Here is a 20,141-nt window from a genome sequence, read left to right as displayed (position 1 = left end):
GGAGGTCATCAAACACGCACGTGACCGAACTGGCCAAGGGTCTCGATCGGCTGCCGTCGCAGCAGGACTGCGTGCAGGCGCCGACGGATGTACGTGCGGACAATGTCGGTGTGAGGCTCTAATGTGGACATAGATTCGACAACGTGGTCTCACAGAGGAGTATGTAAGCATGGCGGACTTTAGGCTCTGGTCGGATGAGCCATCATCGACAGACTTGCTTTCCTTCGATGCCATCGCTGGCACGGTTGTCGACGCGCTTTTTGATAGCGAGCTTGATCCTGTGGCGCTGGGTCTCGAAGGCCCCTGGGGCAGCGGGAAGACCACTGTGCTGCATCTGATCCAGGACCGAATCGACGCAAGAGGTGAGGCCGATTCGGGATTGGACGCGTCGAAGGTCGTGGTTGTGCGATCGAACCCATGGCAGTACGACCCGAGCCTTGGTGCGAAAGAGAGCCTGGTGAGCGAGATTCTCGGCGCGCTAAGCACTGAGTTCCGGGAAACCGATGCGGTCGGGCAAGCAGGGCTCAAAGCACTCAAGAACCTTGTGCGCCGCGTCAACTGGTCCAAAGCGATCAAGATGACGGCACGCACGGCACTGACGCTTCAGCTCCCAGAGATCGATGACGTTTTTGATCTGGTGAGCGATGACGCGGAGTCTCTCGACCAGCCCAAGGGCATGGCGTCATTTAAGAAAGAATTCTCGGAACTTCTCACCAACCCCGCGCTCCAACATGTTTCCCGTGTGGTGGTGCTCGTTGATGATCTTGATCGTTGTCTCCCATCGACAGTCGTCGAAACGCTGGAGACCATCCGCCTGTTTCTTTCCGTCCCCAGCATGTCCTTTGTTATCGCCGCGGATGAAGCCAGGGTCGCGGAAGCTATCAGAATCCATCTAGGTAACCCGCAGCAGGGTAGCGACGGGCAAGAAAGCGTTGCAAGCCTCTACTTGCATAAGATCGTTCAGACAACTGTGCCAGTCCCTGCTTTGAGCGCTTTCGATACCCGTGCATACCTCTTCCTCCTCCTTGCACGTCAGTCGTCCGCGGACGACCAAGCATTCTCGGAACTCGTTTCGAAGTGCAATCAGCTACGTACAGAGGCAGGAAGTCTGGACGACCTGACCCTCCCAGCTGACGAGCACATGGCATTTGCGATGCAGACTGCGGCGCGGCTCACTCCAATCCTGTACGAGAAGCTGCAGGCAAATCCGCGCCGTATCAAGCGTTTCATGAACGATCTCAATGTGCGTCAGTCGATTGCCGATCGCCGAGGCGTGGCGCTCTCACCGGACGCGGTCGCGAAGCTGATGGTGCTCGAACGAACCCTGCCCGCCGATTTCAATACACTGCTTGGCTGGTTGAGTTCGGGCGTCCTACGAGCACGGCTCGACAGCCTGGCCGAGGCCACGGAGTCTGGCACTCCTCCTGCGGCCTCTCTTGAGAGCAGCGAATCCGAGGAGGAAGCCTTTTCCGCGACCATGCTGCGTTGGGCGAAACTCCCCCCTCAGATCGACGCAGGAGAGGCTGGCGGATACCTCACGCTGGCGGCGGCATTCAACGGCAAACTTCTTGTGGACGAAGGACTCCCGGAACAACTGCGCGATATCGCCGCAGCTATCGCGTCCCGCTCCCAGATCGAACGAGAATCGGTCACCCCGGCTCAGTTGCGAGCGCTACCGCTTGGGGACGTCTCTACGCTCCTCGGCTTCCTGGGTCGGCGTCTCCAAGACGAGCCAGCGGTGCAGTTTGCCGTGGCCAACGCCATCATCATGCTCGTAGAAGCGCACCCGTCATCGGAACAGGAGGCGAAGAGGGCACTGCTTCAACTTCGCGGCGCTGATCTTGCGGCGTCGACGGTAGTGCTATTTGAGTCGCTTGTGGCCGGGTATGAGGATGTACTTCAGAGCTGGCGTGAAAATGCCCTGGCAGGGTCGAAGCCGGCACGCGCGTTGAACTCGCTGCTGGGTGTAGGGGTTACCGATGGGAACTAGCGGCGCGTTCAAAGGCAGTGGAGGTGCTGCCGCGGCGGCGGTACAGAACGCACTAAGCGACTGGCTGGACGGTGCGCCGCAAGTCCCAACTGGGGGAACCTCGACATCCTCCCCTCGCCTGGATCCCGCGAAACTCGGTAGCGCGCTTCGTCTCTGGGGTGGTCCGTCGGGCGGTGGTCGTCGAAGCGGCGGGTCAGGTGGGTCAGGCGGTGGGCGTTCAGGCGGCGGTGCCCAACGCTCAGTCGGCCGCGTTGCGGGGCCGGCCGGCAGCGCTGTAGCCCTGTCAAATGCATACTCGCGGGGGCAGCGGGCACCACTTGAAGCTGCTGGTCTGGACCTAGATGAGCTACGGCGCCTGGATGACCCGCTGGAAGTGCGCCGACGAATTGTCGAGGCAGCGTTCGACACTGAGCCAGATAGCTCGCTGGCGGACAGTGAGGCGCGCATGATCGTCGCGGACCTCGTCACATGGACTCTTGAAGCTCCGCGGGAGCCAGAACAGGTGGTTCGGCACACGGTCGAGCTGATGATCGCCAGATCGATCCTCACGGAAGTGGGTGATCGCATCCGTCAAGAGCCCAATGCTGCGCGCCGTCGGGCCGCTGAGGAGGACATTCGGCTGGCTGCGAAGGCATGGGCAATGCGGTTCGATATCAGCCCCATCACATCGGACGCCTCAGCAATTAGCGCAGCTGTGGAGTCAGGAATGACAGCGCTCCTCGCGATCTACGGAGACGAATCATGACCCGCATCGAACTATGCCTGACATCGGATCAGGTCGAGCAGAGTGATGCCGATGAGGTCCTCCTTTGGGATGGAACAGCCAACGACTCGTTCAAGACAGGCCTCCGCCCCAGCCTTGAACAGCTCGGCTCCGTTCCGACCGAGAACGCCGACTTTGTGAGGCTTGCGCTTGCTGTCTACACCGCCGACCACACTGTCCGACGCGAGCGAGGCGGCTCGAACTGGAACGAGCGCGACATCGAGCTCATTGTGCCAGTGGTGCATGTTGAACAGTGGCAAGAGATCGCCTCGGACTTCGCCCATAGCCTTGACTTCCTCACAGGAGACCGATGGACGCTGAGCTTTGTCCCGCTTCCGCCTGGGGTTGCGACGGTTACTTCGGCCTTGGTGCTTGATCCGGCGGAGCGCACGGTGCTCGTCAGCGGTGGAGCAGATTCCGCTTCCGGTGCTCTCGTCTCTGCAGCCACACTCCCGGAACGTCAAGCCCATCGTTTGGTGTCACACTCGAGCTCGGGGTCGGGTGCGAGCGCCCCGCAGAACCGCGTGGTTGACGCTCTCAAGAGGTACTACCCATCAGCCACTGCACACCACTATCAGATTCATCTGCAACGCAAGTCTCGACGTCTCGACGGCACTCGATTCCGCAATGAGCCGTCAAGTAGATCTCGATCACTCTTGTTCCTCGGGCTCGGGCTCGCAGTAGCGAGCCAGAGCGGGCGAGGGCTGTGGATTGCGGAGAACGGCTTCGCATCCATCAACCCACCGCTTGGCCCAGAACGCATCGGTGCGTTGTCGACCCGAACCACCCAACCGTGGTTCCTCTGGCGAGTGGGGGAGCATCTACGAAAGGTGGGCGGCTTCGGGACTATCGAGAATCCGTTCCAGACCCTCACAAAAGGCGAGGAATATCGACAGGTCGCAGAACTCCTCGGTCCAGACGAGGCCTCCGCGTTTCTCAGCGCCACGAACTCGTGCTCGCACAGCGACCAGCAATACCTCGGCGACGTTGCAAGCGGGACCCCGTGCGGCACCTGCTTTGGTTGCACCCTGCGACGCGCGGCGTTCGCGGCATCGGATCTCGAAGACCAGACGCCATATCTCTCTGAACGCGGGGGCAAGTACGAGGAATACGCGCACCAGCGATCCATCGACACAGCAGTTCGCGACTTCGTCGCAACCGGAATCGACGAGAGCTTCCTCATGACTACCCCGTTGCCCCCGAACCTTGCCCTCTCAGCAGTGAAGTCTCTCTACCAGCGCGGTCTGGACGAGCTGGAGGGATACCTCTCATGAGGCAACTCCCACCCCTCGACACGCACGCACACGTTGCGCTCGACATTGCGCCCCACGAGCTAGAGAATCTGGGTGCTGTCGTCCTAATCGCGACCCGGTCGACCGCAGAGTTTCAGAGGGTTCGCAGCCGAACTGACCGAGCAAGCGTCTGGGGGCTCGGTTGTCACCCCGGCCTCGTTGGCGTTCAGCAGGCCTTCGAAATCGATCAGTTTCAGGAGACACTGCATGCCACCCCGTACGTTTCCGAAATAGGCCTCGACGGATCCTCTCGGGTCAACCCCGGCATGCAACTTGCGAACTTCACGTCCATTCTCGACGCGCTCGAAGTCGTGCCGCGTGTCACGTCAATACACAGCTACCGCGCAACGCGTCCTGTCCTTGACGCACTCAAGGCAACGGGGGAGTGCTCCGGAATCATTCTGCACTGGTGGCTGGGGGACGCGGACGAAACACGTGAGGCAGTCGACCTCGGCTGCTACTTTTCCGTCAACTACGCGATGACCAAGAACCTCGACATGTTGCGAGCTGTCCCCGTATCCCGGCTCCTGCTCGAAACAGATCATCCCAGCGGGGACCGGTTCTCGCCGCCTCCGCGCAGGCCGGGCCACCTCGAACCAGTAGAACGACGACTCGCGAAAGCGCTCAACAGGTCTCCCGAAGAAGTGCGCGAGTTGACTTGGCGAAACTTCGGACACCTGGCCCAGAGCGTTGAGGTCGAAGCGCTACTCCCAGCAGCAGTCAGACGGATGCTTCAATCGCTCACCTGACAGCGATCCAGCCGCGCAGCCGACAGGCTTGAAGGATGCAACAGCGAGGTACACAATCCCATAGCATCCAGGCGGCAGTCCCCAGCATCGAGCGCAACGTTGGCTAGGCCTCGCACTCCGATCGGCACGTTCGGGAAGATCGCTCATCGTCGCCTCTCCCTAGGTCGTTTTCAAGCGCGGACGCGATTCCGGGACTGGGACGGTCGACTGCGAAACGTGCAATGCACAGGCTCGACTCGTGCTGGTGCCGAACTCGCGCTCAAACGCAAGCTCGCCGAACGATCCCTGTTCCAGCCGACTTTCACCAGGCTCAACGCCGACAGCAGTTTCGCAGTGCTCGTGGACTATTGGCTCGAAGACATGGACACCGAGAACCGTCTGTCGCTGACGACACGTCAGCTGTATGAGCGGAACATGCGCACCCTCGTGATGCCGGCCTTTGCGGAACTCACGCTTCGCGAGATCGGCGTGGCACGCTGCGACTACTTCTTGAAGCAACTCGCGAACCAGAGCTACAACCGAGCCCGACAGGCACGCGTCGCGCTCCGCCTCGCTCTTGGCCTCGCTGTCCGTCATGAGGCGATTCCACGCAATCCGATGGATCACGTGTCACGGCTGCGACGACCTGCCCGCACCGTGGACGCCTTCGATGACGCGGACATCGCGTTGATTCGTGACGCGGTCCAAGAATGGGAGAGCCGAGAGATTACAGCCGGGCCGCGACCGGATGGACAGCTCGGGCAGATCGTTGAAGTGCTCCTGGGTACATCGATGCGGATCGGGGAAGTGCTCGCGATCCGGCTCCGCGATCTGAACTTACGTGGATCAGTCCCAACGGTGCGGATATGCGGGACGATTGTCAGCCGGAAAGGAGAGCCGACCCATCGGCAGGATCACCCCAAGACCTCACGGTCCGTTCGGACCATCGCGCTACCCGCGTTCGTGGTGAAAGCGATCCGCCGACGGATGCGTGCGCGTTCGTCGATCGATCCGGACGCGTTGTTGTTCTGCAACCGCAAGGGCGGCGCCTTGACCACGAACAACGTCCGCCGGCGGCTCCGGTACGTGATGGAGAACGCCGGTGTCGAAGGTGTCACCCCTCACCGCTTCCGGCGAACAGGTGCCACGACCATCAACAAAGTCGGCGGTATTGACCTTGCAGCAGAACTCCTCGGGCATACCGACCCGCGAATCACTGCCCAGCACTACATCGTTCGCGACGACCTGGTGGATCCCGCCACCGCCAGCATCCTCGAAGCACGCTTCGGCGGCGGATCCTAGCCCCGAAGCGTCAGCGGACGTAGAGGCTCGTACAAACTTGGGCGACACGAATCGTCAACAGATCCCGCCACCTGTTGACGATTCGTGCCATCCGCCTGCCGGATGCAGAGAGTTATCTCGCTCAATTCAACAGCCGAGGAGACAGCGACGCGTTCGAACGACCATTCGCTCGAACTTGGCCATAGGCAGATTTGTTCGGGGCAGACGTAAACTCACCACAAACCCCGAAGTCAACGATCGTGTGGGTGTGATGGCGACTGGATCTAGTGGGCCAATCTAGTGGCCGACACCCTGCAACGCGTGAAATCTGTGACGCGTTGTGTACCGTATGGAACGCCGAAACCCCGGTTAACTGCAGCAAAACGGGTCCATCGCCTACCTGGGGGTCAAGGGGTCGCAGGTTCAAATCCTATTAGCCCGACCATTTGGTGCTTCGGCATCGCGAACATCCGGACTCACGTTTTGTGGGTTCGGATGTTTTGCGTTGGGTGGTCTTTCTGGGTCGATGTCGTATTCGTTGTGGATGTCGCCGGTGTGCGAGATCACGCTTGCGTGGTGTGCGTGGACGAAGCGGATGATCTCGGTGCGGGCGTTTTCCCGGCCGACCCCGAGAAGTCTGAGGCGGCCTGCGTGCCGGAGCGAGATCGTCCCGGTTTTCCCCACGATGTCGTACGTGACCTGCCTCGTGTCCGGGGTATCGGGCCTCACTGGCGTCGCTTTCGGGATCAACGTGTACGCATCATGCGGAGTGCGCCGGCTGATCGTGCGATGCGAGCTGACCTCGTTATAGTGATCACGGAATCGATCGAGCACGAGATGAAGCTCGCTCAGGGTCGCTACGTTGTTCTGGGCGAGATGCTTTTTCAGTGTTTGCCAGAACTGTTCGATCTTGCCCTGCGTGTTGTGCGTGTAGGGGCGCCCGTTTTTCTGGGTGATGCCCTCGAGCTTCAGGTGAGGTGCACTAGGGTAGTCCCGCAACGGTTTCCGGTCAACGCCCCTCTTTCGGGGGATGACGGGTTCCAGCTTAGTAGTTCTCCTCAGCCTCGAGCAGGGGCCGATAAGTGAGCGCTTAGTGCAGCCGCCGGTGGTTCCAGCACCACACGTACTCAAACGTCGCGAATTCAACTTCCCCGCCCGCAGCACGCGCCGCCACCCCAAACGACTGTAAGGCAGTACATCAGCTCGCAGCATTGACTCGACGTTCCAACCCACGATCATGCGGGAGACGACATCAATGGTGAACACGACGTACGCGAATCCAGACTATGTCGCCACATAGATGATATCGGCCACCCACAAACATCGAGGTGCACCCACCCCGCAAGCTGCAGCAGAGCGCGCATTTTCCGCACTCCGTACACGCTGTAGTTCTTAGCATGCAGACGCTGAATCTCGGGCACCAGCGACTCGTCCCGCATCTGTCGGTAAGAGACTGGCCGCCTCTTCGCTGCTCTATAACCACGTGAGGTGAGGAATTCACGAATCGCTGCACGCAGGACTCGGCGGATGAACTCGACCCCGAAACGATCACGATGCTCGTGGATGAACGCGACCATTTCGTTCGCGGGCGGTCGAGTTCCTTCGCGAAGAATATCGACGCGGCTTTCAAGACCTCGCGCGCTTTACTCAGTTCGACCCAGGCGACGGTCTTCCTCAGTGATAGCGGTGATCACGCCGGGCTTCGCGCCAATTTCGATCTGGGCTTACCCGTACCAGGTACTCAAGGCTTCGTCACCGATGCCGATGAGTGCCGGACCGCGCTGGTCGGGTTCGGGTGATCAGCAAGCGCTTCGGTCACCATGCGAACTGCGCTGGCTTTCAAATCTGGCTCGTACTTCTTTGGCATCGTGTTCATAGCCTCGTATAAAAGGTCGGAACTAAACGCAGTGCGCTTCAAAAGATAAAGCTTGGCGATCGCACTGTCCAGGCCGTACGATGGCTCCGCTTTCATGTCCCGTGGAGCTGGGTGGTAAGCCGTCAGATCGTGGAATCGCACTTGTCGGAAACAGTCCGATAGATTGACGTCCAGCTGAACGGACTGATGAGTAGCCAGCGGCTTGACGTGAGGTGAAGTGCGTCGAGGCCTTAGTAAGCCTGGAATATATAAGGAGCATTACGTGGGTGCAGGTAGTGAAGCGCAGAACCGGAAGATCAAGGACTGGCTGGTCAGTATTGATCGAGGGCAGCTTCGGCTACCGAGTTTCCAGCGCGGCGTCGCATGGGAACCCAAGCGGGTCGTTTCGATGCTGAACACGATCATCCATGACTTGCCGCTAGGGGTGGCGCTCGTACTTAACGTAGGGGACAAAGAACAGTTCGTGTCGCGTGTTCTGCTCTCCGCGCCCGACACGAATGAACTACCGACTGAGCACCTTCTCGACGGCCAACAACGGCTGACTGCGCTCTATCGCGCAATTCGGGACAATGACCCGCGATTCACCTACTTCGTGCATTTCCCGAGACTCGATAGCGATCCTGGGAACGACGATGAAGAGGTCTCAGTCCGGCATTTCCGTCGCTGGGAGGGCTGGGACGGGACGATGTACCCGCTATGGGTTGACTCGCCGGAAGAGTGCTTGCGGCGCGGGCTGGTTCCGGTGCGTCTGCTCGATCCCGCAACTGACGAGACGGCTTCGTGGGTGCACTTGGCAACGGCTCATCGGGAGCCGGGCGAAGACGTCACCGACATTGCCAAGTTTCGGACTATGAGCGCTGAAATCACCGCATTCCGCGACGACCTTAAGAAACTGATCGGAGAGAAACGAGAGGTTTTCAGTCACTTTAACCTCCCATACCTTCGCCTCCCGGCGACGACGAGTAAGCAGACCGCGCTCAGCGTGTTCGTGAACATGAACACCAACGCGAAGCCGTTGAGTGCCTACGACATCGTCGTGGCTGAGCTTGAGGGGGCGACCGGGCAGCGGCTTAAGGAGATGCAAGCTTCTCTCGATGTCGAACTTCCGAGCCTCAGAAAAATCCTATCCCTCGACAATGCTGTCTTGCAGACGTCAGCACTGTTGCAGGGCAAAATGCCGAACCAACGCGGCTACTTCGACATGGACTACAGAGTTTTCGTCGAGAACTGGACGAAGATGACCCGCGGACTTCGCCGCGCACTCGAGACGATCGAATCGCTACGCATCTTCGACGGCGAGCGGCTCCCCACCGCCATCCCGATTCCCGTAATCGCGGCACTGCTCGCGGATGAGCCAGAGACGGGCGATCGGCGTGGGCAGGTTGACAAGACTATGCGACGTTACATTTGGCGATCGTTCTTCACTAACAGGTACGAAGCAACGGCCGCAACGCGTGCAGCTGCGGACCACAAAGGGCTGGCAGCGCTGCTCGCAGGCGACGACGACGCGGTCGTTCCGGTCTTCGATGATGATCTCTTCCCGCTACCGAGCACCAAAGATCTCAAGAGCGCGGGTTGGGCGAAGAATAAGAGTTCCATTGCACGCGCGATTCTTGCTTCCGCCAACTACTTCGGCGCGCGCGATTTCGCGGACGACACCACTATCTCAGCCAATAACGTGACACATCGCGAGTACCACCACGTATTCCCCAATCAATTGCTCATCGAAGCGGAAATTGATTCGATGAAGGCGCTGAACTGCGTACTGATCACATGGAAGACGAATCGCACCATTGGACGGCTCGATCCGATTACCTACCTGGAAAAACGCGCTGAGAATGCACCCGACTCGCGGGATGTCAAGGAACGGTTGGAGTCACACCTCGTGCCTTACCAAATCATTGCTGCAGCGGGGCCGTACAACGAACCCTCGGGAGCTGAGTTGCGCGCGTCAGTCCAGCCTGACTTCGATACTTTCATGGATCAGCGCGCGGTTCTCGTGCACCGCTTCATGACGGCGGTCTGCGCCGGGCGTCAGCCTCATCTTCGCGACATCCTCGACGGCGTCGGAAACGAGTCTCACGATGGCTGAGTGGTGGTCGGGGACTACTAAATGGTGGAGTGCCATCAGTGACAGCATGGTGTTCGGATCGGTTGCCGAGTGGGTGACCGCGGTCATCGCTGTAGTCGCGGCAATTGCGGCAGTTCGAGCGCTTCGATTCAACAGGGTAGCGAACACGCATGCTCGAGCTGCGGCGGAGGCAGCTGCCCAATCCAACGAGTTGACCGCTCGGACATATCAGGACGATGTGCGGGTGCGGGACGAGGCGCAGGCGCGCCTTGTGTATGCCATCCTTGGAGTCGGCCAGCCCGTGATTCTTGGAGGGGCCGAAGCTCCGAAGCCTCAGCACCCCGACCGGCCGTTGGTGCCGCTTCCGGGAATTGTCGCTGAGTGCGGAGAAGGAATGCCCTACGCGACTGTCACGGAGAACGCGCGCACAGTTGCCGTGCACGTCCATAATCGGAGTACCGAGATCATCAGTTCGATCCGGGTATCACTTTCCTGTAAGCGCAACTCTGGCGAACTCAACGCGTCCACGGGATTAGTCGTGCTCCTTCCGGGGGAAAGCCGGGAAGTCGAGTTCATCGTCCCGTTCGGTGACATCCAATACGATCCGGATATCGCCTTCCGAGACGCCGCTGGGAAGTACTGGACTCGTCGGGGATTCGATCCGATTGTTCAGTTGTCTGACGCACGTCGAAACGAATTCGGTCTACCTGTGGCTCGTTGATTGAAGCACACGCCATGCTAGTCGTTCTCAGCGAAGGTTCTGCTGTGGGTCTTCGCAATTGTGTCCTCTCTCGCTCAACGATCGCAGGTGCGGCGCACGTGAACCGCTCTGGGTTTGATGGGGGCTCCCGACTTTGGAAACGAGAATGGAGTCATAGGAGCTAAGCAAGGATCAGGCGGGTCGGCGGGGTGTCGGTATTCGTCAAAGGAGAAGGCCGCCGTGATTCGGATGGTCAGGACAATGTGCGCGGAGCTCGGGGCCGATCGCGAGACCGTGAGGCGCGTCGCGACGCAGCTCGGTCACAGCGTTGAGCCCGTCCGCGTTTGGGTCAAGCAAGCTGACGTCGACGACGGCCATGTTGCCGGGGTGATCACGGCGGAGGCGCGGAAGCTGCTGGAGCTGGAGCAGGTGGTGCGTGAGCTTCGCCGCGCCAACGAAATCTTGCAGAGGGCTGCGTCTTTCTTCGGGGCGGAGCGCGACCTCCAACATCGAACGTAGTCACGTTCATTGACGCGAACAAGACCGACGTCGTTGATGGGTCTCCGTTCGGGGTCGAGCCATCTGTCAGCTTCTGCAGCTGACCCCAGTACCTGCTACGCCGCGAGAGACCGTGCCCCGCTGGCGCGGGCGGTAAATAAAGCTGTTCTACTTCCCGAGCGAGTCGGTCACCGGGAAGGCAACTACCAGTTCTACGGCGTCCGCAAGCTCTGGAAGACCGCACATCGCGCTGGGATCGACATCGGTCGCAATCAGACCGGTAGCCTGATGCGCGCCGCGGGGATCACGGGGGCAACAAGATCGAAGCGGGTCAAAACGGCCCGGCCCGATCCAGCCTCGGTGCGTCCCCCAGATCTTGTGAAGTGGGAGTTCGCCGCGACCGCGCCGAACCGCCTGTCGGTTACGGACATAACATTCGTGCCAGAGCGGGGGGCGTCGCGCATGTCTGCTTCATTATCGACGTCTTCTCGCGGAGGATCGTGGGGTGTCGGTGTGCGTCGCATGTGCGCACCAAGATGGTGCTTGACGCGATCGAGATGGCGAGGTGGTCGCGGGGCCGCCATTACGAGGATCTGCGGCTTCAGAGCGATGCAGGGTCGAAATTCACGTTGATTCGCTACGGCGAGCGTCTCGCTGAGATCGGTGCGACACCATCGATTAATACGGTTGGTGATTCGCATGACAACGCCCTGGCCGAGAAGGTGAACGACTACTGCAAGACCGAACTAGTCCGCGGGTCGGCGCGCCTGGGACCCTGGCGACCGGTTGAGTATCTCGAGTTGGCGACGCTCGGCTGGGTCTACCGGCACAACACCAACGCCTCCACGGATACCGCGGCTACGTCCCACCCACGGAGTTCGAGTTGGCGTTCTATGCTGACAAGACCACGGCAGCACCGCTAATGGGAATCAAATAACGTGAGTATCCATCAGACCCGTAACAGTTCAACTCGGGAAACCGACACTGGTTGAGTTCGAGATGATGATGATGATGATGATGATGATGATGAATGCCGTCGGCTTGGCGGCACGACTCCCCGGACTTGACCAGGCACTTAGTAGACGCGCAGTTGAGGCCAGATCAAGTAGACGCACCCGAGTAGATTCTCGTTGTCGGGACCATCGCCGGTGCGGATAGCAGTGGTTTGTCGTGCGGTTCAAGGGAGGAGATGATGCACCTTGCCTCCCCTTGGTAGACATGTGAGTGGATCAACTTAGGAGCCTTGGCGGCACTACAGGCCTTTCAAAAGGCGCCAGGATCGTCCCTTTTCCAGCGGGTCGAAACTGGGGTCGACGAGCAGCCGTCGCAGTTGCGAGTACTGAGTGGTCGGGGAACTAAGTATTTCTCGATATATCGAATCGCTCAAGCACATTGATCTAATATCAATTCGCCAGTAACTCCATGTGTGATCGGTAACCCGTCCGACCGAACGTAGCTCTATCTGATCCTCCGATAAACCAAGATATTCGCGAAACACAGCACGATCACCTCGTGAGGGCCTTCCCCCCAACTTATGGCGTTTCGAGAGTTGATCCATCAGCGCCCAAAAACGCAGCAGATACTGCATCTCGAGTTCGCGATGCATCTGTTGATTAAGATTCCTGATTTGAATTGCTGCGAGCGATACGGCGACTAGAGTCACGATCGAGAGCAAAGCCATGAGAGCGTCCGCCCAATTGGGAAGATCCTCAGAAATTAGCTTCGGTAGTTCATTCATCGACACGAGACTAAGAGTCAGGGGCTCTCGCATTAAATTCGCTTTCTACTTGTCTTAAATGTGGCGTCGGCGAATTTTGGCTCTGACGTACTTTGGAGGTCAAGATTCATCATTTTTATCAATACGACCTGTCGGCAAACGCGACGCGAACGTTTCTCCAACTTCCGCCTGCGTTGGCCGACTCGTGATTGCCGAGAACATTCTCCGACTAACAGAAGATTCATGCGCGCCTTTAGCGCAGCTCTCGCGGGGGTAAATGGGACTTGGGAGGAGCAGGCGGGTCGGTCAGATTCGCTGTATGAGGGCAGCGCCTCCTATGACTTATGGAAGCGCAAAAAGGCTCCGAATTCGCGCCTCACCTGGGTTCGAAGGTTCGGGCGACTTTCGCCGGGTTCGATGCTATGCGGCTCGAAGTGCTTACGTGTTGGCGCCGCCCCTAACGCGCAGAGTGCCTAGTTAATTCAACTATGTGGTCGGGGCTGCGGGGTCCTGGAAACTGCGTTTTAGCGCTGGTATTTGCTAACCCGGTCGCGCCAATCCTTAATGCGCTCGTACTCGATCTGCATTTCTGCAGTCGTGGGTGGCACGTAATTTAGTTCTTCACTCTTGTCGTGCCGCCTGGACCATTCCGACGACGCGCCGTAACCGGCTAGGAAGTTGGAATCGTCGGTATTCGAGATGCTGGCAACGATGCGGAACATTTTCGGTCGAACTTCCGTCGTACTCCGGTCGACGAGTTTGAACGCTATTTCGCTGCGAATGATGCGCTCCCAGGTCTCGGACAACTTGCCTGCCCACTCTGATGTCGCCCGTTCGTACTCTTCTGCTGACCAGGTTGCCTCAGAATTGCGGATGTTGTCGAGCTCTTCTTTCAAAGCACCAATGCGCTCTTTCGCATCCTTCGCCTTCCAAGGGTGCCCCTCAAGGATTCTGCCCGGTTTACGGACTCCGTTACGCTCAATAGTTCTCTCGGTAAGCGGAACCCCGATGTCTTCGCTCGCTTCCGCGATTTCTCCGAGAAAGACAAGGTCGTGGGTGAAGACGATCACTTGTCGATCCTCAGCAATCTCTACTATGCGGCGAGCTGCCTTCCTTCGCCGCTCGTGATCAAGCGAGGACATCGGATCGTCTAGAACCAACATTGACTTTGTCGTATCGAACTCGACTTCAGTGAAAAGGCCCGCCAAACCAGCGGCAGTTTGTTCTCCTTCACTAAGCACACTCTTCGGAGCGCCTGTCAATGCGCCGAGGAGCGCGGGTTGGTGGCGCACCTTACCTTTCACGGACCCCTTGTCACCAAGCGTCACGTGCTGAAGCTTCAGCTGTGCGGCTTCTCTCACAAAATGGGCTCGCACTGCATCCGTCACATATGTTCGGGCAAGATTCCCGCTTTTGATGGAGACCTGCTTTGTTGAAATGCTTGGTTGAATCCTCTTGAGAGTCGCAAGCGCATCGAGCCGCACAATCTCCTTTTCCAACCCATCGCGAACTGTGGAGAGCGCTATCCGTCCCTCAACGTCGGCGAGTTTCGATCTACAGTCCGCGAGCGCGGCGGCAAAAACGGTGCGGTCGATGGCTGTAGCTTCATTCCTTATGCCAGCGGCACGCATGCGCAAGTCCTGTGTATCGACGTGCGCCATGTCGACCCACTGCGCCTCAGTTGCGCCGTTCAAGCGCGCGGAAATGCCACTCTTGGCTTCCTTTGCGGTCTCGAGGACCGCGGTCAACGAATCGGCGAGCGTCTTGTCTTGGGAAGCTAGAAACAAGATTGCTTCGGTGCATTTCTCGCTCGAAATTTCAGTTGCATTCAGGCTTTCGAGTGCAGCTTTGTAAAGGTCCTCCGCTTCTTGAGCGTGTTTGGCTACCTCAGCTTCGATGAACTGATGGAAGCGTTGTAGCCGCTCTCGAGCAGTGATTTGGAGAGGTTGCTGGCAGAGCACGCAAACGTGCTCGTCTTCTGTTGCAGGGAAATCGTGCGCCGGATACGCCTCAGCCATTGAGAAATTCTCAGCGGCTTTCCAGAGCGCGCGCCATGTCTGAGTTCCAACCCCATTCAAGGGCTCATCGACGAAAGAAATACTGGACGCAGAGTCTGACACTGCGCGGAGTTCCCTCGCTCGTGCCTGCAGCCCGAGTATTTCATCTCCACGCATTGGAGAGACGGCCGACTCAACGTGATCTATGTGGTCGGCCAATTCTTCAACCAGCAAAGCTGCACCGGAAAGCCGTTTTTTCTCCTTGGCTGGATCAGTTGTTCTTAATCGGGCTTCTTCTTGAACGAGATGTGCAAGCTCGACTTTCGCATTGGGGTCTACGTCAGTTGCCTTGTCAAGCTCTTCTTTGCTGGTTGCTGCTGAAAGCGATTCGAGGAACGTTGCAGCCGGAGACCCTGCTTTGACGGCGGGAGGTAGAAAGCCGACCACTTCGTTCGCTTTTATCATTCGATCAATCGCCGCTCGAACTGCATCAATATTGGTGATTAGGTCATCAAGTAGTTTCAATGCGGAAGGTCGGTACCCGAGCACGGTATCCCGGTCTATGTAATCATTGCCGCACGCTTCGTCATAAAAATGCGCCTGCTTCAGGGCAGGGTCTGAAAGGCCCGGCCACAAAGCGGACGTCTCGACGCCGTCCAAGGTATAACGAACTTGAGCAGATTGCGGTCCGTTTGCTCCTCCAAACGCATCGGGGAGGATCTGCTCTTGGTGTCGTGCTCCAACGATTTCTTTCGCAATCCGCGCATAACCCGACTTGCCGCTACCGTTGTCCCCATAGACGACGGTTATGCCTTTCGGGTTAAACGTCAAATTCTGATTCTCAAGGAGCGAATTAACGGACTTAAGATCACCGATGCTAATGAGCTGCAAAGTTCCGACCTCGTTCTCACGAGTCAATAGATCGGACTCGGAGAGCTCCGGAGTCTCCAGTTTGACGTCGTCGATGACTAACGAGTGAGCCAACGAATCTACGTAGGCCTCGTCGATAGTTTCTGCCCGGGCAATCCGCTTCAGGAGGTTCTTCTGCCAGATTGGACGAGTACTTGCCCAGGCGAAGATATCCTGTTCGATCGAGGTCATGGTAGAGGGCCTCCTGGAGAATGAGGGTCGAAGTTTGCTTCGGGAAAATTAGAAGTCCAATTTGTATTCTATCTGTGATAAGTATTTGAATTCAATGCGTTAACTGCGGTCCATATCCTCTGTAAGTACTCTCGGTTTGCATTCTTCCTTCTGCTGGGTGCGTCCAAAGTCCACCTGACTTGGAATGTGTGGATCTCCTCGTCTTGGCCCTCGCTCGAACTCTCGCGATTGGATTGGGCCATTGATCGGGTGTCCTTCGGATCAAGTCAAGGCGAGCACTGCAGATGCTCGGCTCTCAGCGAATTACGTCCTAAGGTAAGGGCGCCAACGTCGAAGTGCGTTCTCGCTCCGATCCCACCGCCGCGGAGCCTTCGTCACCTTCCCGAGCACCCATTCGAGCGGTCCCTGCTTGATGAGCAGCGCCCAGAGTGTGCACCCCGCAATGACCCAGAGCGTCATCGGCCAGAACGGGTCGAGGGCACGGAAGTCGAGCCAGGGGTCCCAGCTCGGGTCGCGGGCCGTTTCGACGGTGAGCCAGATCGCTTAGATGCCGATGTGGGCGACGTACGCGGTGAGCGGCATGGAGCCGACCGCTCGCAGGGGCAGGGCGATCCAGCGCACGGGAGTGAGCCACAACAGCACTGCCGTGCTCGTCACCGCGAGCACGAACCTTCCCGAGCCGATCACACCGTATCCGATGCCGGCGAGCACGATGCCGGCGCCGAGCAGCGCCCACGCGTAGCGCACCGGGCGCAGGAGCGTCTCGTCGCCAATCTGCAGCGTCTGCGAGAATCGACTGGTGCAAGCGGTCTGCAATGATCCGCAGCGATGGATTCAGGGGAACGGGATCATGAGGGAAAAGAGCATTTGCCTTTCCGGCGGGTTTGAAGATCAGTTGGGGACTGTGCATGCGGTGGAAGGCGACTACCCGAGCGAGACTGACATGTCTCTGGCGAGTGGAACACAGACCAGTCCAGCGCATGAGTATTTCACTGCCCTCTGGCATTGCGAAGATCACATTCACCGTGAGATTCAGCAATTGGACAACGAACTTCAGCGCCTGCAATCAGAGATGAAAGCGGCGATTGACGAGCAACGGGCTGCCGATGATGAGACCGCCGCGACGTTGACCGCGACCATTCCTGAGATCGAGGGCATCGGGGACGATATCAACGGCTCAACGCCGGCACCTGATGGCACTCGAAATGCTGACGATACCGGTGATACTGCTAACACCGGCCAGGAGTGGATGCTGTGAAGACGCGAAAACTTGCAGTGACTGGTGGCGCGTTCATCCTCGCTCTGCTCATTATTGCCGCCCCCACGTCTGCGGTGCAGGCGCGGGCATTGGAGACTCAGGATCAGACGCAATTGCTGTGGAACGCCGAGCAGTGGCTCGATTATTCAGCGGTCCACGGCGACGGAATCGATGGCGAGGGTGTCACCATCGCGGTGATTGATGAAGCGATCAACCTCCAAGCGCCGGAACTCGCTGGCGCGAATGTTCAGGTGCGAGGGACCACCTGCCTCAGTCCCCAGACTGGTGAGCCAGCGGAAATCGAGTCCGATGATGCTGGTTTAGCGGCGCACGGGACGAATGTCGTGTCGATGCTCAGCGGGTCAGGTCAGGCCGCAGACGGAGCAGCAGGCGCCCAAGGAATTGCGCCGGGTGCGACGGTCTGGTTCTACGGTGTGGGAAGCATCGATCAAGTAAAAGATTGCACTCTCCAAGACCCCACGCGTGCCGACGACGACATCGACCTGGCAAGCGATATCACTTTGGGAGAGGGCGCGGAGGTCTACGAGAACCCGACTGGCGGGGGAGACGCAACCGCTCTCGCTGCACGAGCTGCCATCCGCGACGGCGCCGACATCATCACCGTTGCCGTGCTGAGTGGCCTTGGAGACTGGGACCAGGTGCTGCTCGAGGCGCAGGCGAACGGTGTGGTGGTCGTTTCCGGAACCCCGAATCCCGATACAGACTTTGGTTTCGTGGGAGGGCCCTGGCTCACAAACGGAGCCGCCCCCGTGAGCGCGATTGGGCCTGACGGCAGCCCGCTCGCGAGCCTCACCACGGGTGACCGCGGTGCAGGATCCTCGAATCTCGCTTTCGCCGTGCCCGGCGCATCGCTGTTGGGAGTTGGGGATGACGCGGGGTGGGGGCCGAGAGAGATCAACGGATCATCGTATTCAGCGCCGATTCTGGCCGGATCGCTCGCCTTGATGATGCAGAAGTTCGCGGGTGCGTCGGCGTTCCAAGCACTCCAAGCTCTGGTGCGCACCACTGGTGCAGGTGAACCGCACGATCCCGTGTGGAATGATGCATACCTGGGCTACGGATACGCGAACCCGAAGAGCGGTCTATTGCTCGATCCGCGAGATTTTCCGGACGAGAACCCGCTGTTCGTTTCGGATATCGATGATCCGAGGTGCACCACATCAAACGGTGAGCCAGGAACGATTGACAGTGACGGGCAGCGATGGCTGTGCGCATGGTCAGTTGGGCCGTACCCTCCACAGGCTGAGGCCTATGCTGCGGTGGTTCGCGATGGCGCGCAGGTGCTGTCGAGCAGCGGAGAGCGTGTGGACTCGGTTTACGGAAGCCAGTCGAATACCCCTGCAGGTACCGGCTTCACCGTGCCCGTGTGGGGCTGGATCGCGCTTGCTGTGGGAGTGCTGCTGGTAATCGCGATCGTTGTCGCGGTGGTGCTGGCGCGATCGACTGCGAGGCGAGGCGCGGCACAGCAGAACTCGGATCGATAACGTCGAGTGCTGAAGCAGAGCTGGAGCGGGTCGCGTCGGGAGAGCACCGGCGGCTCGACAAACTTTGGGGCTGCTCACGGTTTGGGTGACTTGTCTTGTTGGGGTGTTCAGGCCGCGTGAGCGGCCGGTGTATTTACACCCGGTCCCACTGCCGCGGTGCTTTCGTCACCTTCCCGAGCACCCACTCGAGTGGTCCCTGCTTGAACAGCAGCGCCCACAGTGTGCACCCCGCAATGACCCAGAGCGTCATCGGCCAGAACGGGTCGAGTGCTCGGAAGTCGAGCCAGGGGTCCCAGTTCGGGTCGCGGGCCGTTTCGACGGCGAGCCAGATCGCCCAGATGCCGATGTGGGTGACGTAGGCGGTGAGCGGCATGGAGCCGACCGCTCGCAGGGGCAGGGCGATCCAGCGCAGGGGAGTGAGACACAGCAGCACTGCCGCGCTTGTCACCGCGAGCGCGAAACCTCCCGAGCCGAGCGCCTCGCCGATGCCCGACGAGTGCGGGGCATCTTGCCACACGGCGAACCACCATTCGGGGGTGCCGAGCGCCGCGTGCTCGATCTCGTCGGGGCCCGCGGCGGCGCGCACCGCTGAGCCGATCACGCCGTATCCGACGACGGCGAGCACGATGCCCGCGCCGAGCAGCGCCCACGCGTAGCGCACCGAGCGCACGAGCAGGGTGCCAGCGGCCATGCCGCAGAACATAAAGGCCATCCAGAACGGAATGGGGTAGTTCCACGCGATGAGGCGCAGCGACTCGTCGATATCAAACGCGTTCGGGCTGGCTGCGACGGTGGAGTTGATCCACCACACGGCAAATGGTGCGATGAGCGCGAGCGCCGCCGAGAGCGTAAAGAGGTATCGGGGTGCGAGCGACGTGAACGGGATCGCCAGCACGAACAGCACACCGTACGCGGGCAGAATCACGTACACCGGCACGTCGAGATCATCGAGCCAGATGCCGAGCAGCCACATGAGGATGCCGCGCAGCAGCAACTGCACACGCAGCCCCCACAGCGGCCGCGTGGTGCCGGGCCCGCGAACCTCGCGGCGGCGCTTCGCCGACGTCGACACGATGCCGAGCGACACCCCGGCGAGCATCGCGAACAGCACCGACGAGCGCCCCTCAACCACGCCCGACCAGGTGCCGGGGTCGCTCCACTCGAGGGTCTCGATGACGGCGAGGTGGGCGGCGAAGACGCCGATCACGGCCAATCCGCGGGCGAGGTCGACGCCGGCGATGCGATGCGGGGGTTCGAGGCGCGCGAGGTTCGTGCGGATTCGCGAGCGACGCTCGGGTGCGTTCGCGGCCGCCGCAGCGTGCGGGGCCGGGGCATCGGTGGGGCGCGTCATGGGGCGACGCTAT

General features: G+C 59.6%; 15 protein-coding genes and 1 pseudogene. 11 read left to right on the top strand and 5 right to left on the bottom strand.

Annotated features, from left to right (window positions below; all coding sequences use genetic code 11):
* Positions 1-169 precede the first annotated feature (169 nt).
* The 5 genes from AMS67_RS06870 (at position 170) to AMS67_RS06845 (ending at position 6,075) form a co-directional block, all read left to right on the top strand.
* A complete protein-coding gene (locus AMS67_RS06870; RefSeq protein WP_053386663.1) occupies positions 170-1,990 on the top strand; it encodes a KAP family P-loop NTPase fold protein in 1,821 nt (606 codons plus the stop codon).
* A 445-nt stretch (positions 1,991-2,435) separates the two neighbouring features.
* A complete protein-coding gene (locus tag AMS67_RS17845) occupies positions 2,436-2,735 on the top strand; it encodes a hypothetical protein (protein WP_206541746.1) in 300 nt (99 codons plus the stop codon).
* The gene (locus tag AMS67_RS17295; RefSeq protein ID WP_075201253.1) at positions 2,732-4,027 is read left to right on the top strand and encodes a 7-cyano-7-deazaguanine synthase; all 1,296 of its coding nucleotides are present in this window, start codon (positions 2,732-2,734) and stop codon (positions 4,025-4,027) included. The genes AMS67_RS17845 and AMS67_RS17295 overlap by 4 nt, the downstream gene beginning before the upstream one ends.
* On the top strand, positions 4,024-4,794 hold the full coding sequence (locus AMS67_RS06850; RefSeq protein ID WP_082305343.1) for a TatD family hydrolase: 771 nt from the start codon (positions 4,024-4,026) through the stop codon (positions 4,792-4,794). Before AMS67_RS17295 ends, AMS67_RS06850 begins: the two co-directional genes overlap by 4 nt.
* 216 nt (positions 4,795-5,010) lie before the next feature.
* Positions 5,011-6,075: a tyrosine-type recombinase/integrase gene (locus AMS67_RS06845; RefSeq protein WP_241488008.1), complete on the top strand. Its 1,065-nt coding sequence runs from the start codon at positions 5,011-5,013 to the stop codon at positions 6,073-6,075.
* 402 nt (positions 6,076-6,477) lie between these two features.
* Here AMS67_RS06845 and AMS67_RS17290 read toward each other — a convergent pair whose 3' ends face one another.
* The gene (locus AMS67_RS17290) at positions 6,478-7,320 is read right to left on the bottom strand and encodes an integrase core domain-containing protein (RefSeq protein ID WP_156316558.1); all 843 of its coding nucleotides are present in this window, start codon (positions 7,318-7,320) and stop codon (positions 6,478-6,480) included.
* 293 nt (positions 7,321-7,613) lie between these two features.
* Here AMS67_RS17290 and AMS67_RS17285 point away from each other — a divergent pair, with 293 nt between their 5' ends.
* The 4 genes and pseudogenes from AMS67_RS17285 to AMS67_RS06815 all read left to right on the top strand — a co-directional run bounded on the left by AMS67_RS17285 (position 7,614) and on the right by AMS67_RS06815 (position 12,136).
* Positions 7,614-7,853, top strand: a complete 240-nt coding sequence (locus AMS67_RS17285; protein ID WP_156316557.1) for a hypothetical protein — start codon at positions 7,614-7,616, stop codon at positions 7,851-7,853.
* 339 nt (positions 7,854-8,192) lie between these two features.
* Positions 8,193-10,022 carry a DUF262 domain-containing protein gene (locus AMS67_RS06830; RefSeq protein WP_075201252.1) on the top strand — a complete coding sequence of 610 codons (1,830 nt, stop codon included), beginning with the start codon at positions 8,193-8,195 and terminating at the stop codon, positions 10,020-10,022.
* Positions 10,015-10,722, top strand: a complete 708-nt coding sequence (locus AMS67_RS06825; protein WP_053386655.1) for a hypothetical protein — start codon at positions 10,015-10,017, stop codon at positions 10,720-10,722. Before AMS67_RS06830 ends, AMS67_RS06825 begins: the two co-directional genes overlap by 8 nt.
* Before the next feature lie 153 nt (positions 10,723-10,875).
* Positions 10,876-12,136: pseudogene (locus tag AMS67_RS06815) on the top strand (IS3 family transposase).
* Positions 12,137-12,451: 315 nt separating this feature from the next.
* On the opposite strand, the gene AMS67_RS17280 reads toward AMS67_RS06815, so the two are convergent.
* The 3 genes from AMS67_RS17280 to AMS67_RS06805 form a co-directional block, all read right to left on the bottom strand.
* Positions 12,452-12,937, bottom strand: coding sequence for a hypothetical protein (locus AMS67_RS17280; protein WP_156316556.1), 486 nt, complete (start codon positions 12,935-12,937; stop codon positions 12,452-12,454).
* Positions 12,938-13,440: 503 nt separating this feature from the next.
* A complete protein-coding gene (locus AMS67_RS17275) occupies positions 13,441-16,014 on the bottom strand; it encodes an AAA family ATPase (RefSeq protein ID WP_156316555.1) in 2,574 nt (857 codons plus the stop codon).
* Positions 16,015-16,557: 543 nt separating this feature from the next.
* Positions 16,558-16,830, bottom strand: a complete 273-nt coding sequence (locus AMS67_RS06805; RefSeq protein WP_053386653.1) for a hypothetical protein — start codon at positions 16,828-16,830, stop codon at positions 16,558-16,560.
* Positions 16,831-16,864: 34 nt separating this feature from the next.
* Here AMS67_RS06805 and AMS67_RS06800 point away from each other — a divergent pair, with 34 nt between their 5' ends.
* Both AMS67_RS06800 and AMS67_RS06795 read left to right on the top strand, forming a co-directional pair.
* Positions 16,865-17,272, top strand: coding sequence for a hypothetical protein (locus AMS67_RS06800; protein ID WP_053386652.1), 408 nt, complete (start codon positions 16,865-16,867; stop codon positions 17,270-17,272).
* Positions 17,269-18,777 (top strand): S8 family serine peptidase, encoded by a 1,509-nt coding sequence (locus tag AMS67_RS06795; protein WP_053386651.1) that lies wholly within the window; start codon positions 17,269-17,271, stop codon positions 18,775-18,777. The genes AMS67_RS06800 and AMS67_RS06795 overlap by 4 nt, the downstream gene beginning before the upstream one ends.
* Before the next feature lie 133 nt (positions 18,778-18,910).
* Here AMS67_RS06795 and AMS67_RS06790 read toward each other — a convergent pair whose 3' ends face one another.
* Positions 18,911-20,128 (bottom strand): heparan-alpha-glucosaminide N-acetyltransferase domain-containing protein, encoded by a 1,218-nt coding sequence (locus tag AMS67_RS06790; protein ID WP_053386650.1) that lies wholly within the window; start codon positions 20,126-20,128, stop codon positions 18,911-18,913.
* Positions 20,129-20,141: the final 13 nt, after the last annotated feature.

The organism is Leucobacter japonicus (assembly GCF_001273855.1).
In the GTDB taxonomy this organism is placed as follows: domain Bacteria; phylum Actinomycetota; class Actinomycetes; order Actinomycetales; family Microbacteriaceae; genus Leucobacter; species Leucobacter japonicus.
This window is presented reverse-complemented; position numbering and strand designations above follow the sequence as displayed.

What these genes read in the sequence shown, in the direction of transcription:
- AMS67_RS06870 (WP_053386663.1), top strand. Translation starts at nt 170, where the DNA reads ATGGCGGACTTTAGGCTCTGGTCGGATGAGCCATCATCGACAGACTTG.
- AMS67_RS17845 (WP_206541746.1), top strand. Translation starts at nt 2,436, where the DNA reads ATGATCGTCGCGGACCTCGTCACATGGACTCTTGAAGCTCCGCGGGAG.
- AMS67_RS17295 (WP_075201253.1), top strand. Translation starts at nt 2,732, where the DNA reads ATGACCCGCATCGAACTATGCCTGACATCGGATCAGGTCGAGCAGAGT.
- AMS67_RS06850 (WP_082305343.1), top strand. Translation starts at nt 4,024, where the DNA reads ATGAGGCAACTCCCACCCCTCGACACGCACGCACACGTTGCGCTCGAC.
- AMS67_RS06825 (WP_053386655.1), top strand. Translation starts at nt 10,015, where the DNA reads ATGGCTGAGTGGTGGTCGGGGACTACTAAATGGTGGAGTGCCATCAGT.
- AMS67_RS17280 (WP_156316556.1), bottom strand. Translation starts at nt 12,937, where the DNA reads ATGAATGAACTACCGAAGCTAATTTCTGAGGATCTTCCCAATTGGGCG.
- AMS67_RS17275 (WP_156316555.1), bottom strand. Translation starts at nt 16,014, where the DNA reads ATGACCTCGATCGAACAGGATATCTTCGCCTGGGCAAGTACTCGTCCA.
- AMS67_RS06800 (WP_053386652.1), top strand. Translation starts at nt 16,865, where the DNA reads ATGAGGGAAAAGAGCATTTGCCTTTCCGGCGGGTTTGAAGATCAGTTG.
- AMS67_RS06790 (WP_053386650.1), bottom strand. Translation starts at nt 20,128, where the DNA reads ATGACGCGCCCCACCGATGCCCCGGCCCCGCACGCTGCGGCGGCCGCG.